The sequence below is a fragment of the Streptomyces sp. SX-6 genome (assembly GCF_059089585.1).
On record NZ_JBTHHU010000015.1, the window covers coordinates 138,386 to 150,671 of the forward strand.

Annotated in this window: 12 protein-coding genes and 1 riboswitch; of the genes, 7 read left to right on the forward strand and 5 right to left on the reverse strand. The window is 71.3% G+C overall.

Annotation, left to right across the window (positions count from 1 at the left end; translation table 11 throughout):
• Nucleotides 1-171: 171 nt before the first annotated feature.
• From ACV530_RS20075 to def, 6 genes are all read left to right on the forward strand, one after another.
• Nucleotides 172-858 (forward strand): sigma-70 family RNA polymerase sigma factor, encoded by a 687-nt coding sequence (locus ACV530_RS20075; protein ID WP_494333923.1) that lies wholly within the window; start codon nucleotides 172-174, stop codon nucleotides 856-858.
• Nucleotides 855-1,187, forward strand: coding sequence for a mycothiol system anti-sigma-R factor (rsrA, locus tag ACV530_RS20080; protein WP_494333924.1), 333 nt, complete (start codon nucleotides 855-857; stop codon nucleotides 1,185-1,187). The genes ACV530_RS20075 and rsrA overlap by 4 nt, the downstream gene beginning before the upstream one ends.
• 151 nt (nucleotides 1,188-1,338) lie before the next feature.
• A complete protein-coding gene (locus tag ACV530_RS20085; RefSeq protein ID WP_494333925.1) occupies nucleotides 1,339-2,742 on the forward strand; it encodes an HD-GYP domain-containing protein in 1,404 nt (467 codons plus the stop codon).
• Nucleotides 2,739-3,953: an HD-GYP domain-containing protein gene (locus tag ACV530_RS20090; protein WP_494333926.1), complete on the forward strand. Its 1,215-nt coding sequence runs from the start codon at nucleotides 2,739-2,741 to the stop codon at nucleotides 3,951-3,953. Before ACV530_RS20085 ends, ACV530_RS20090 begins: the two co-directional genes overlap by 4 nt.
• Before the next feature lie 319 nt (nucleotides 3,954-4,272).
• Complete coding sequence (locus ACV530_RS20095) at nucleotides 4,273-5,259, forward strand: tetratricopeptide repeat protein (RefSeq protein ID WP_494333927.1); 987 nt, start codon at nucleotides 4,273-4,275, stop codon at nucleotides 5,257-5,259.
• Between the two features lie 92 nt (nucleotides 5,260-5,351).
• A complete protein-coding gene (gene def / locus ACV530_RS20100) occupies nucleotides 5,352-5,981 on the forward strand; it encodes a peptide deformylase (protein WP_494333928.1) in 630 nt (209 codons plus the stop codon).
• 31 nt (nucleotides 5,982-6,012) lie between these two features.
• Here the strand turns inward: def and ACV530_RS20105 are convergent, their stop codons facing one another.
• The 5 genes from ACV530_RS20105 to ACV530_RS20125 form a co-directional block, all read right to left on the reverse strand.
• The gene (locus ACV530_RS20105; protein WP_494333929.1) at nucleotides 6,013-6,366 is read right to left on the reverse strand and encodes a YciI family protein; all 354 of its coding nucleotides are present in this window, start codon (nucleotides 6,364-6,366) and stop codon (nucleotides 6,013-6,015) included.
• Between the two features lie 118 nt (nucleotides 6,367-6,484).
• Nucleotides 6,485-7,495 (reverse strand): ribonucleotide-diphosphate reductase subunit beta, encoded by a 1,011-nt coding sequence (locus ACV530_RS20110; protein ID WP_494333930.1) that lies wholly within the window; start codon nucleotides 7,493-7,495, stop codon nucleotides 6,485-6,487.
• Nucleotides 7,495-9,867 (reverse strand): ribonucleoside-diphosphate reductase subunit alpha, encoded by a 2,373-nt coding sequence (locus ACV530_RS20115; RefSeq protein ID WP_494333931.1) that lies wholly within the window; start codon nucleotides 9,865-9,867, stop codon nucleotides 7,495-7,497. Before ACV530_RS20115 ends, ACV530_RS20110 begins: the two co-directional genes overlap by 1 nt.
• A 158-nt stretch (nucleotides 9,868-10,025) precedes the next feature.
• Nucleotides 10,026-10,176, reverse strand: a riboswitch (cobalamin riboswitch).
• Nucleotides 10,177-10,259: 83 nt separating this feature from the next.
• Nucleotides 10,260-11,300, reverse strand: a complete 1,041-nt coding sequence (locus ACV530_RS20120; protein WP_494333932.1) for a sensor histidine kinase — start codon at nucleotides 11,298-11,300, stop codon at nucleotides 10,260-10,262.
• Nucleotides 11,293-11,916: a response regulator gene (locus ACV530_RS20125; protein ID WP_494333933.1), complete on the reverse strand. Its 624-nt coding sequence runs from the start codon at nucleotides 11,914-11,916 to the stop codon at nucleotides 11,293-11,295. Before ACV530_RS20125 ends, ACV530_RS20120 begins: the two co-directional genes overlap by 8 nt.
• A gap of 171 nt (nucleotides 11,917-12,087) precedes the next feature.
• Here ACV530_RS20125 and ACV530_RS20130 point away from each other — a divergent pair, with 171 nt between their 5' ends.
• The gene (locus ACV530_RS20130; RefSeq protein WP_494333934.1) at nucleotides 12,088-12,252 is read left to right on the forward strand and encodes a hypothetical protein; all 165 of its coding nucleotides are present in this window, start codon (nucleotides 12,088-12,090) and stop codon (nucleotides 12,250-12,252) included.
• Nucleotides 12,253-12,286 lie beyond the last annotated feature (34 nt).

Below are 12,286 nucleotides of genomic sequence, written 5' to 3' on the forward strand. Positions count from 1 at the left end.
CCCGCAATGGGTTCGATCGCATGCCTGTCCCGTCCGCAGACGGCCTACAGCGGTTGGCCGGTCATGGGCGGGTCCCTGCCGTCCTCTGCCGGAGGGGCGGGCCGGGCGGATCGTCGTCTATTCTCCGAAACGGGCGGGTCCGCAGAGGGCTCCGCCACGAGTTCGGAGGAGGTGGGTCCGGTCACCGGGACCGACGCGGGGACGAACCACGAGCCGGAGCGGCAGTCCGCCGAGAGCGCGGCGGAGCGCAGTGCCCGCTTCGAGCGTGACGCGCTGACCTTCCTCGACCAGATGTACTCCGCCGCCCTGCGGATGACCCGCAATCCCGCGGACGCGGAGGACCTGGTCCAGGAGACGTATGCCAAGGCGTACGCATCCTTCCACCAGTTCCGTGACGGTACGAACCTCAAGGCGTGGCTCTACCGGATCCTGACCAACACCTTCATCAACTCGTACCGCAAGAAGCAGCGCGAGCCGCTGCGCAGCGCGTCCGAGGAGATCGAGGACTGGCAGCTCGCGCGTGCCGAGTCGCATATGTCCCAGGGCCTGCGGTCCGCCGAGTCCCAGGCGCTCGATCACCTTCCCGACTCCGATGTCAAGGAGGCCCTCCAGGCCATTCCCGAGGAATTCCGTATAGCGGTCTACCTCGCGGACGTCGAGGGGTTTGCGTACAAGGAGATCGCGGACATCATGGGTACCCCGATCGGCACGGTGATGTCCCGGCTCCACCGGGGCCGTCGTCAGCTGCGCGGACTTCTGGAGGACTACGCCCGCGAGCGCGGACTGGTCCCGGCCGGGGCCGCCTCCGCGTCGAACGGTTCCGACGAGTCGCACAATCGGAAAGGTTCGGACTCATGAGCTGCGGAGACCCGCACGAGACGGACTGCTCTGAAGTCCTCGACCACCTTTACGAGTTCCTCGACCACGAGATGCCCGAAGGCGACTGCGCCAAGTTCGAGGTGCACATCGACGAGTGCTCCCCGTGCCTGGAGAAGTACGGCCTGGAGCAGGCGGTCAAGAAGCTCGTCAAGCGCTGCTGCGGACACGACGACGTGCCCGCCGATCTCCGGTCCAAGGTGATGGGCCGGATCGACCTGATCCGTACCGGACAGGCGGTCCCCGAGCAGGACGTCGTCGCCGAGGCCAGGGCCGCCGAGGCCGAGGCCCGCGGTGCCGTTCAGGACTGATCCAAACCGCCCGCTCCCACGCGTCACTCGAACGGACGGCGGATCGGCGGGATAGGGCCGTCTCCCTGTCGGCGTCCGCCTATTCTCACCGTCCTGGCGAGCACGCCGGGCGACCGCGTCCGACGGCCGCCCGAGGGACGGGGGACGTGCGATGGCGGCACTGCCGGCGACGGCGCGGCGCGGCATCGCGTGCGCCGTGCTCGCCGCGGTCCTGTGCGACGCCCCCGCCGTGGGCGCCGGTACGGGCGTCGCCTGGGGGAGCGCGGCCCTGCTCGCGGCCGTCGGCGTCGTCGGTGAACGGGCGCCGCGCTGGCCGCTGTTGACGCCCGTCCTGCTCACCGCGTCCCTGCTGCTGCCGCCCGCCGCCGCCGGGCTGGTCGCGGTGCCGGGCGCGCTCGCGGGCCGGGCCGGCGAGCGGCCGGTGTGGGAGCGCAGGGTGTGGCGCGCCGCCATGTACTCGCTGGCCGCGAGCGCCGCGGCGTACGTCTTCGCGCACGTCCACGCTTTCGCGCACCTCCTCGCCTTCGCGCACGCCCCGGCGCACGGTTTCCCGCACGCGGCGTTCCCTTACGCGCTGCCGGCCGCGCTCGCGGCGGCGCTCGTGCTCTCCCTCGTGGTCGCCGTTCTCGACGGCGCCATCAGGGTCGCCGCCGAGAACGTCCCGCCGGGCACCGCCTGGAGCGGCATGCTGCGGGGGACGCCCGTACCGGTGCTGGTGCACGGGCCCGCGGCGCTGCTGACGGCCCTGCTGTGGCGCAGCCCGTACGGGCCGGTGGCGGCGCTGCTGGTGCTGCTGCCGCTGTCCGTCTGTGCCCGGGCCCTGGACCGCCGGCGGCACGAGCGCGCCGCGCACCAGGCCGCGATCCGCGCGCTGGTGCAGGCCGTCGGCCTCAAGGACCGCTACACCCGCGGCCACAGCGAACGCGTGGGCCGCGCCTCGGTGTTGATCGCCCGCGAGCTGGGCATGGGCGGCGACCGGCTCGAGGTGCTGCGCTTCGCGGGCACCCTGCACGACGTCGGCAAGCTCGGCATCCCCACCCGGCTGCTGCGCAAGGACGGCCCGCTCACCCCCGAGGAGCGGCGGATCCTCCAGCGCCACCCCGAGTACGGCCACGAGGTGGTGCGCGACTTCGGCTTCCTCGGCGAGGCCCGGGCGGCGATCCTCCACCACCACGAGCGGATCGACGGCAGCGGCTACCCCCTGGGTCTGATAGGACGTCAGATCCCGGAGTCCGCCCGGGTGGTGGCCGTCGCCGACGCGTTCGACGCCATGACCTCCACCCGCAGCTACAGCCGCGCCCGCCCCGTGCCCGTCGCCCTCGCCGAGCTCCGTCGCTGCGCCGGATCGCAGTTCGACCCCCGGATCGTCGCCGCACTCTCCCGCGCGCTCGACCGCCACGGCTGGCAGGCCGAGAACCGGGCCGAGAGCCGGGTCGAAAACCTGGCCGAGAACCGGGTCGAGAACCGGGCCGTAAGTCGGGACGAAACCGCAGTTCCGGCCCGCCGAAACGTCCCTCCTGATCAACGTCCCGCGCACCCGGGCGGCCCCCGGTGAGCGCCCCGGCCGCCGTCCGCCGCCTCCACGCCGCCACCGGCGCGGGCGCCCTGCTCGCGCTGACCGCGACCGCCTGGCACGGCCTCGCGCAACCGCGCGCCGCCTGCGCGTACGGCCTGATCATCGCCCTCGGCGAGGCGGCCCGCCGTCTCCCGTCGGCCGGGACGGCGCCGGGCGCCCCCGTCGCCGCCGCCGGCTCGCTCGCCTACGCCCTGCTGGGTGACATCGGGGGGTGCACCGCGACGCACGGCGTCTGCCAGGCCGTGGCCGTCGTGTCCGGCGCCACCCTCGCCGGTGCGGCGGGCCGTCCGCCCGCGCTCGACCATGTCACCCGCCGCGTCCTCAACACGGCCTTCGCCGCCGCCTGTTGCCGCCTCGGCTGGTCGTGCGACGGCCCCTGCCGGGCACCGTTCCTGCTGTTCCTGATCGCCCTGACCGTCCTGGCCGACGCGCTGCTCGCCGCCGCGCTCGCCCGCGCCCGCACCGCGGGCCCGTACGGCACGGCCCTGCTCGAGGAACTGCGCGCGCTGGCCCCGTCCTGCCCGGCGGTCTGCGCGACCGGCGTGGTGGCCGCGCTCGCGCCCGCCGTCGCCGGGCTGTGGACGCTGCCGCTGTGCTGCCTCCCGCTGCTGCTCCTCCAGCTCTCCGGCCCGCGCGGCGAGGCCGCGGGCACCACCTGGCGGCAGACCGCCTCCTCCCTGGCCCGCGCGACGGAAATCGCCGGCTGCGCCCCCGCCGGCCATACGCGGCGCGTAGCCGGCCTCAGCCGGGCGGTGGGCCGCGAGCTCGGCCTGTCGGAGGCCGGCCTCACCGTGGTCGAGTACGCGGCGCTGATGCACGACGTCGGCAGGCTCTCACTCACCGACCCGGGGCCTGCCGGGGCGACCGAGTCGCTGCCGCCCGACGAACGCCGGCGCATCGCCCGCCTGGGCGGCGACGTCGTGCGCCGGACCGGGGTGCCGGCCGAGGTCGCCCGGGTCGTGGAGCGCCAGGCGGATCCTTACCGTGAGCAGCCGCTCGCCGCCCGTATCGTCCGCACCGTCAATGCCTACGACGACCTCGCCGGGGGTACGCCGGACCGTCCGCCGTGCCGGCCGGGGCGCGCGCTGGAGCGGTTGCGCAGGGCGACTGCGTACGACCACGAGCCCCGGGTCGTGGAGGCGCTCGCGCGGGTGCTCGCGCGGGGCGAGCCGGTGCTCTCGGACCCGTGAGACTCCGCGGGAGGTCCGAGTAGCGCGACTAACCCACGGGTAATGAGCGGGCGTCCGAAGGGGCATGGTTGGATGCGAAGAGACGCCGTAAAAGGGCGCGTGACGAAGAGAATGGCGAGACAGCGGGATCGGGGGGTGTCATGGGCGCCGTCGTCGGCAAGGAGACCGGTGGGGCGTCGCTCCCCGCAGCGGCGGTCCGGCCCACGGGCCGGGACGTGAGCAAGGTGTGGCAGGCCACCGTCAGGGAGGACGGTGCCCGTCACCTGGGCCATCCGGCGTGGGTGCACGCGGGACGTCGAGAAGGCAGCAGGCGAACATCGTGAGGATCTTCGGCAAGGTACGACACCGGCCTTCCGCCTCGTGGCGGCAGGCCACCGACCGTGCCTTCACTCTCATCGGCGACGGCCGGTACGAGGACGCGGGCGCGCTGCTGACGCGTGCCGCCGACATGGAGCCCTGGCTGTCCGAGTCGTGGTTCAACCTCGCGCTCCTGCACAAGTTCCGGCACGACTGGGAGCAGGCCCGCACCGCCGGCCTGCGGGCCGTGGCCCTGCTGGACCGCGAGGCCGGCGCCCCGGACTGGTGGAACGTGGGCATCGCCGCCACGGCTCTCCAGGACTGGCCGCTGGCCCGCCGTGCCTGGCAGGCGTACGGGCTGCGGGTGCCCGGCGAGGGCAGTCCGGCCGGCGAGCCGGTCGGCATGGAGCTGGGCAGCGCGGCCGTGCGGCTCTCGCCGGAGGGCGAGGCCGAGGTCGTGTGGGGCCGCAGACTCGACCCGGCGCGGATGGAGGTGCTCTCCATCCCGCTGCCCTCCTCCGGCCGCCGCTGGGGCGAGGTCGTGCTGCACGACGGTGTCCCGCACGGCGAGCGGGTGACCGCGGCCGGGCCGTCCTACCCCGTCTTCGACGAGATCGAACTGTGGGCCCCCTCGCCGGTGCCCACCTGGGTCGTCCTGCTGGAGGCCGCCACCGAGGCCGACCGGGACGCCCTGGAGCGGCTCGCGGCCGACGCGGGCTTCGCCGCGGAGGACTGGTCCTCCTCCGTACGTCTGCTGTGCCGCACCTGCTCGGAGAGCCGGATGCCCAGCGACGAGGGCGACGGCGAGCACCTCGACCCCCACGACCACAGCGAGCCCGGCCACCCCGGCCCCCTCGGCCACCGCACCGCGGGCTCCGGCCTGCTGTGGGTGCCCGAGCGCGAGTGCGGGATCGCGGCCCCCGCCGGGCTGGTCCGCGGGCTGCTGGACGGCTGGGTCGCCGACAGCCCGGACACGCGCGAGTGGCGGGATCTGGAAGAGGTCTGCTAGGGGGAGGCCGGGCACGGCCCGTACCCTGTAGGGGCCCAGTGGATTCAGGGCACGATATTGCTTTCGGGTTGTGAGAGAGGCATACGGCGGTCATGGCGCAGCAAGAGACCGAGCAGCCGGTGAACGACGAGTTCATCGTGGACACCGAGGACTGTGAGGAGCGTGAGCTCGCCCACCGCGAGCGTGGCACCTCCCGTCCGATCACCGTCTTCGGCAACCCGGTGCTGCACAGGGAGTGCAAGGACGTCACCGAGTTCGACGCGGGCCTCGCGCAGCTCGTCGACGACATGTTCACCAGCCAGCGCACCGCCGAGGGCGTCGGCCTGGCCGCCAACCAGATCGGCGTCGACCTGAAGGTCTTCGTCTACGACTGCATGGACGACGAGGGCGTGCGCCACGTCGGCCACGTCTGCAACCCGGTTCTGGACGAACTCCCCGCCGAGCAGCGGGTGCTGGACGACTCCAACGAGGGCTGCCTGTCGGTGCCGACCGCCTACGCCTCCCTGGCCCGCCCCGACTACGCGGTCGTGCGGGGCCAGGACATGAAGGGCAACCCGATCGCGGTCCGCGGCACCGGCTACTTCGCCCGCTGCCTCCAGCACGAGACCGACCACCTCTACGGCTACCTCTACATCGACCGTCTCTCCAAGCGCGACCGCAAGGACGCGCTGAAGCAGATGGCGGAGGGCACCCCGCGCTACCCGGTCGTCGAGAACGACTGACGGACGGTCAACGGCTGACGGGCGGTTCCGGTCAGGCGGGGAAGTCGGACGGCTCGAAGACCGGGCGGAGTTCGACGACCCCGTCCCGGAAGGGGATGCGCGTGGCCCACTCCCGGGCCTCGTCCATCGACTCGACCTGGATGATCCAGTAGCCGGACACCAGGTCCTCGGTCTCGGGGAACGGCCCGTCGATCACGCTCGGCTTCCCGCCGGCGAACACCACGCGCGCACCTTCGGACGAGGCCCGCAGCCCGTCGGCGGTGAGCAACGCTCCCGCCTTGACCAGGGAATCGTTGTACTTCCCCATCGCGGCGATCAGTTCCTTGGACGGCAGGGCGCCGGCCTCGGACTCCTCGGTCGCCTTGACGATCATCATCACTCGCATCGCGCACAAGCCTCCGCATACTCCACGAAAAACACGAAAACGGCAGGACCGCCGGACAGCATTCACCACCCGGCGGCCCTGCCGCACGTTTTACGCGTCGCGTCTCAGAACGCGTCGTCTAGAACTCGTCGTCGAACGAGACCGAGCCTTCCACCGCGACCTGGTACGCGGACGCGCGCCGCTCGAAGAAGTTGGTCAGCTCCTGGACGTTCTGCAGCTCCATAAAGGAGAAAGGGTTCTCCGAGCCGTAGACCGCCGGGAAGCCCAGGCGCTGGAGGCGCTGGTCGGCGACGCACTGCAGGTACTCGCGCATGGACTCGGTGTTCATGCCCGGCAGGCCCTCGCCGCACAGGTCGCGGCCGAACTGGAGCTCCGCCTCGACGGCCTCCTTCAGCATGTCGGTGACCTGCTGCTGGAGCTCGTCGTCGAAGAGGTCGGGCTCCTCCTGGCGCACGGTGTCGACGACCTCGAACGCGAAGTTCATGTGCATCGTCTCGTCGCGGAACACCCAGTTGGTACCGGTGGCCAGACCGTGCAGCAGACCGCGCGAGCGGAACCAGTACACGTAGGCGAAGGCGCCGTAGAAGAACAGGCCCTCGATGCACGCGGCGAAGCAGATCAGGTTGAGCAGGAAGCGACGGCGGTCGGCCTTCGTCTCCAGCCGGTCGAGCTTCTCGACCTCGTTGATCCACTTGAAGCAGAACTGGGCCTTCTCGCGGATCGAGGGGATGTTCTCGACGGCGTCGAACGCCGCGGCACGGTCGTCCGGGTCGGGGAGGTAGGTGTCGAGCAGCGTCAGATAGAACTGGACGTGCACGGCCTCCTCGAAGAGCTGCCGCGACAAGTACAGCCGCGCCTCGGGGGAGTTGATGTGCTTGTACAGCGTCAGCACGAGGTTGTTCGCGACGATCGAGTCGCCCGTCGCGAAGAACGCGACCAGGCGGCCGATCATGTGCTGCTCGCCCGGCGAGAGCTTGGCGAGGTCGGCGACGTCCGAGTGGAGGTCGACCTCCTCCACGGTCCAGGTGTTCTTGATCGCGTCGCGGTAGCGGTCGTAGAAGTCCGGGTACCGCATCGGACGGAGCGTCAGCTCGAAGCCGGGGTCAAGAAGGTTCTTCTCGGAGGGCATTACTGGCAGGCCTCGCAGGACTCGGGGTTCTCAAGGGAGCAGGCGATGGCGTCCGCGTCGGGCGCGGCCTGCTGCACCGGGATGGTCGTGGCGCCCGAAGCGGCGCGGGCGATCCGGGTCGCCGGGCGCGACCGCAGGTAGTACGTGGTCTTGATGCCCTGCTTCCAGGCGTACGCGTACATCGAGCTGAGCTTGCCGATGGTGGGCGAGGCCATGAAGAGGTTCAGCGACTGGCTCTGGTCGAGGTACGGCGTACGGGCCGCGGCCATGTCGATCAGGGAGCGCTGCGGGATCTCCCACGCGGTGCGGTAGAGGTCGCGGACCTCCTTCGGGATCCAACCCATGTCCTGGATCGAGCCGTTGGCGTCCGTCATCGCGTCACGGGTCGTGCGGTCCCAGACGCCGAGCTTCTTCAGGTCCTCGACCAGGTAGGTGTTGACCTGGAGGAACTCACCGCTGAGCGTCTCGCGCTTGAAGAGGTTGGAGACCTGCGGCTCGATGCACTCGTACACGCCCGCGATCGAGGCGATGGTCGCCGTCGGCGCGATGGCCAGCAGCAGCGAGTTGCGCATGCCGACCGTGGCGATACGGGCGCGCAGCGCCTCCCAGCGGTCCGCCCATCCGGCCACGGCGTTCGGGTAGTGGTCGGGGTGCAGCACGCCGCGCGCGGTACGGGTCGCGGACCAGGCCGGGTGCGGGCCGTGCCGCTCGGCGAGGTCGGCGGAGGCCTCGTACGCGGCGAGCATGATGCGCTCGGAGATCCGGGTGGACAGCTCCTTCGCCTCGGCCGAGTCGAAGGGCAGCCGCAGGCGGAAGAAGACGTCCTGCAGGCCCATCAGGCCCAGACCGACCGGCCGCCAGCGGGAGTTGGAGTTGCCCGCCTGCTCGGTCGGGTAGAAGTTGATGTCCACGACGCGGTCGAGGAACGTCACCGCGGTACGGACCGTGCGGTCCAGCTTCTCCCAGTCCATCTCGCCGTCGGCACCGAGGTGCGCGGCGAGGTTGACGGAGCCGAGGTTGCAGACGGCGGTCTCGCCGTCGTCCGTCACCTCGAGGATCTCCGTGCAGAGGTTGGACGAGTGGACGACCTTGCCCTTCTCGGCCGTCTGGTTGGCGGTGCGGTTGGCGGCGTCCTTGAACGTCATCCAGCCGTTGCCGGTCTGCGCGAGGGTGCGCATCATCCGCGCGTACAGCACCCGCGCCGGGATGGTCTTGACGGCCTTGCCCGCGGCCTCGTACGCGCGGTACGCGGCGTCGAACTCGTCGCCGTAGAGGTCGACCAGGTCCGGGGTGTCCGCCGGGGAGAACAGCGACCAGTCGGCGTCGGCCTCGACCCGGCGCATGAACTCGTCCGGGATCCAGTGCGCGATGTTGAGGTTGTGGGTGCGGCGGGCCTCTTCGCCCGTGTTGTCCCGCAGCTCCAGGAACTCCTCGATGTCCGCGTGCCAGGTCTCCAGGTAGACGCAGGCCGCGCCCTTGCGCCGGCCGCCCTGGTTGACGGCCGCGACCGAGGCGTCGAGCGTGCGCAGGAACGGCACGATGCCGTTGGAGTGCCCGTTGGTGCCGCGGATCAGCGAACCGCGCGAGCGGATGCGGGAGTAGGAGAGCCCGATGCCGCCGGCGTGCTTCGACAGGCGGGCCACCTGGTGGTAGCGGTCGTAGATCGAGTCCAGCTCGTCCAGCGGCGAGTCCAGCAGGTAGCACGAGGACATCTGCGGGTGGCGGGTGCCGGAGTTGAAGAGCGTGGGGGAGGAGGGCAGGTACGAGAGCGTGCTGGTGAGCCGGTAGAGCTCGGCGACGTCCTCGAGGGCCCGGACGGAGTGGTCCTCCGCCAGACCGCAGGCCACGCGCAGCAGGAAGTGCTGCGGCGTCTCGATCACGTCGCGCGTGATCGGGTGGCGCAGGAGGTAACGGCTGTGGAGCGTGCGCAGGCCGAAGTAGCCGAAGCGGTCGTCGGCGCCGTCGAGGAGGGCGGCGTCCACGAGGGAGTCCAGGCGCTCGGCGTGGGCCGCCACGAACGCGGCGGTGTCGTCCGCGATCAGGCCCTCGCGGTGCCCGACGGCGACGGAGGCCGAGAAGGAGACGGCGCCCTGTCCGGCGGCCTCCTCGGCGATGGCGAGGGTGAGCAGGCGCGCGGCGAGCTTGGAGTACTCCGGCTCCTCGCCGATGAGGCCGGCGGAGGCCTCGGTGGCCAGCGACCGCAACTCGGCCTCGTCCGAACCGGGGTGCCGGCCGCGCAGCGCGGCGGCGGCGACCTTGCCCGGGTCGGTGGCGGGCAGATCGGCGGTCAGTTCGGTCAGGGTGCGCAGCAGCGCGGTCCCGGGACCGCCGGTCGCTTCCGCTGAAACCGGATCTGCGGGCGCGATGGTCACAGTGCTCTCCACTCGCTCGGCTGGGGGCCGGGCGGGAGTGCTCGACGGGCGCGTACGGGCATGCCGGATCGCTCCCGGGCATGCGCGCAGCGTCCCTCGGCCCAACCCGCGAGGCCCGGACGTCATTCGACACCCGACCGCCGGGCCGGTGGGGCTCGGACGGGGGCGCGCTGCCGGCAGGTCCTCGGACTTGAGGTGCGGATATCCGTACACATACACCGTTGCGGGACAGTTCCGGATTCCCACCGGATTCCCCTGCGACGACAGCGAGGACGAGCATACATCTAGTGCCGGGGGGCGCGAGCACCCCCACATGTTGTGTCGTCGCGTCATGAAGTGGTAGCGGAATGTGTTATGCGGCGCGGCAGTTCGCGAAAGCGTAGACCTGCCGGTCAGCTCCGGGCGGCCCGGCTTCTGCGGCGGATGCGCAGGGGGAACACGGCCCGTACGACCGTCCCGCCGAGGGCGCCGGCGCTCCTGGCGCCGAACGTGCCGCCGTACGCCTCGCAGCGCCAGCGCATGCCCTGCATGCCGTATCCCTCGGTGGGCCTCGGCGCGTTCGGCCCGAGGCCGCGTCCGTCGTCGGTGACGGTGAGGGCGATGCCGTCGTCGCGACATATAAGGGTAATGCTGACGTGCCGGGCATCGGCGTGCTTGACCACGTTGGTGAGTGCTTCCTGGGCGACCCGGTAGACGGCCAGGTTCACGCCGTTCTCCACTGCACACGCGTGGGGACGGTCTCCCTGGACGTCCACGTCCACCGTGAGCCCGTTCTCGGCGGCGACTTGTCCGGCGAGAGATGTGACGGACTCGGCAAGCCCCAGCCCCCGGACGGTCGACGGGCTCACGGTGGTGATGATGCGGCGCAGCGTGCCGGCCTGCTCGTCGAGGGTGAGGGAGGCGTCCTCCATCGCCGCGCGCAGCGCACGGGGATCGTCCAGCAGGCGGGCCGCGTCGAGCCGCCGCCGCGTCAGTGCCAGCAGCTGGAGGACTTCGTCGTGCAACTCGCCCGCGAGTAGACCGGCGTGGTGCTCCTGCCGCTCCACCATCGCGCTGGCGCGTCCACGGCTGAGGACCAGCTTCAGCTCGGGCCAGGCCGGGACGGCGTACGCCGATGCCGCCAGCAGGAACCCCATGGCCGCGTAGTCCGTCAGCGCGGAATGCGACCACCGGTCCACGCTCAGGGCCGTGAACCCGCAGCAGACCAGGATCATCAGCCGGCGGGCGCGCCGCATGTCCCAGGCCAGCAGAGCGAGGACGGCGGTGCCCAGGGCGACGTTCGGGCCCGCGACCGCCCGGGGCGGCAGCCGGTCGCCGGCGAAGAAATTGACCGCGTAGGCCACGAAGCCGACCAGGGTGATCGCCGCGCAGATGCCGGCGGCGACGCCGAGGCGTTGCTGTGCAGTGGTCGGCCGGGCGGTTCCGCTACGCATCGGCGGAGCGGTGCTGCCGGGCGTACGCGACGAGGTCGGCCCGGGTGATCAGGCCCAGCCGGGCGCGCAGGGCGGCCCTGACGCTCTCCACCGTGCGGATGCTGACAGCGAGCTGTGCGGCCACCTCGCGGTTGGTGTGGCCCTCGGCCAGCAGGCCCAGGACCTGCCGCTCCCGCAGGGGCAGCTCTGCCTCCCGGCCCTGGGCACGGGCGAGTCCGGCGCCGAGCGAGGGCTGTACGTACCGCCCTCCGGACGCCACCGCCCGCGCCGCCACGACCAGTTCGGTCACGGGGCTGCTCTTCAGCAGATAGCCCGAGGCGCCCGCGGCCAGCGCGCCGCAGATGATGGCGCGGTCCTCGTAGCAGCTCTGCACGAGAATTCCCATCCCGGGTGCGGCCGCGAGAAACTGGGGAATGGCCTTGAGGGCCAGTCCCGACTCCAGCCTCATGTCCAGCATCAGCACATCGGGCCGCTGCTCAGAAACGATCTTGAGTGCCTCGCGTTCGCAGGCGGCTTCCCCGACCACGATGAAACCTTCGGGTTCCAGGAACGCCCGGGTTCCGGCTCGTACGGTCGGATGGTCCTCGGCCAGGACCACTCTCACGGGACCGTCCATCGATACATCGCCTTTCGGGAACCACGAGGGAAATCACGACTGCTTGCTTTGCCGCCCTCGCGAACGCGTTCACCTTCCGATGTAGTGGCCAAATTTGTCAACCGTCGGAATTCCCGGCGAATGTCAAAACTTCAATTTTCTGCGGAGAACCCGCAGAAATCCTGCGGACATATGCGGATGTCCCGGGCCGGGCGGGCCGGACACGATCGTCTCGTCCACACCGATCACCAGGCACCCGGTGATCACCGAGAAAGAAGGAGTCCCGAGATGCTTTCCACGTTCTTCGACATCGCGACCGGCCTGTTCAACTACGCCCTCCAGTGGTTCCAGGGCTAGTACGCCGGGACCGGCCGGGACACATTCGCCGGGA

Bases quoted from the DNA above. Each gene is read 5' to 3' on its own strand.
- ACV530_RS20125 (WP_494333933.1), bottom strand. From the start codon at position 11,916: ATGGACGGTCCCGTGAGAGTGGTCCTGGCCGAGGACCATCCGACCGTA.
- ACV530_RS20120 (WP_494333932.1), bottom strand. From the start codon at position 11,300: ATGCGTAGCGGAACCGCCCGGCCGACCACTGCACAGCAACGCCTCGGC.
- ACV530_RS20110 (WP_494333930.1), bottom strand. From the start codon at position 7,495: ATGCCCTCCGAGAAGAACCTTCTTGACCCCGGCTTCGAGCTGACGCTC.
- rsrA (WP_494333924.1), top strand. From the start codon at position 855: ATGAGCTGCGGAGACCCGCACGAGACGGACTGCTCTGAAGTCCTCGAC.
- ACV530_RS20130 (WP_494333934.1), top strand. From the start codon at position 12,088: ATGCGGATGTCCCGGGCCGGGCGGGCCGGACACGATCGTCTCGTCCAC.
- ACV530_RS20085 (WP_494333925.1), top strand. From the start codon at position 1,339: ATGGCGGCACTGCCGGCGACGGCGCGGCGCGGCATCGCGTGCGCCGTG.
- ACV530_RS20105 (WP_494333929.1), bottom strand. From the start codon at position 6,366: ATGCGAGTGATGATGATCGTCAAGGCGACCGAGGAGTCCGAGGCCGGC.
- def (WP_494333928.1), top strand. From the start codon at position 5,352: ATGGCGCAGCAAGAGACCGAGCAGCCGGTGAACGACGAGTTCATCGTG.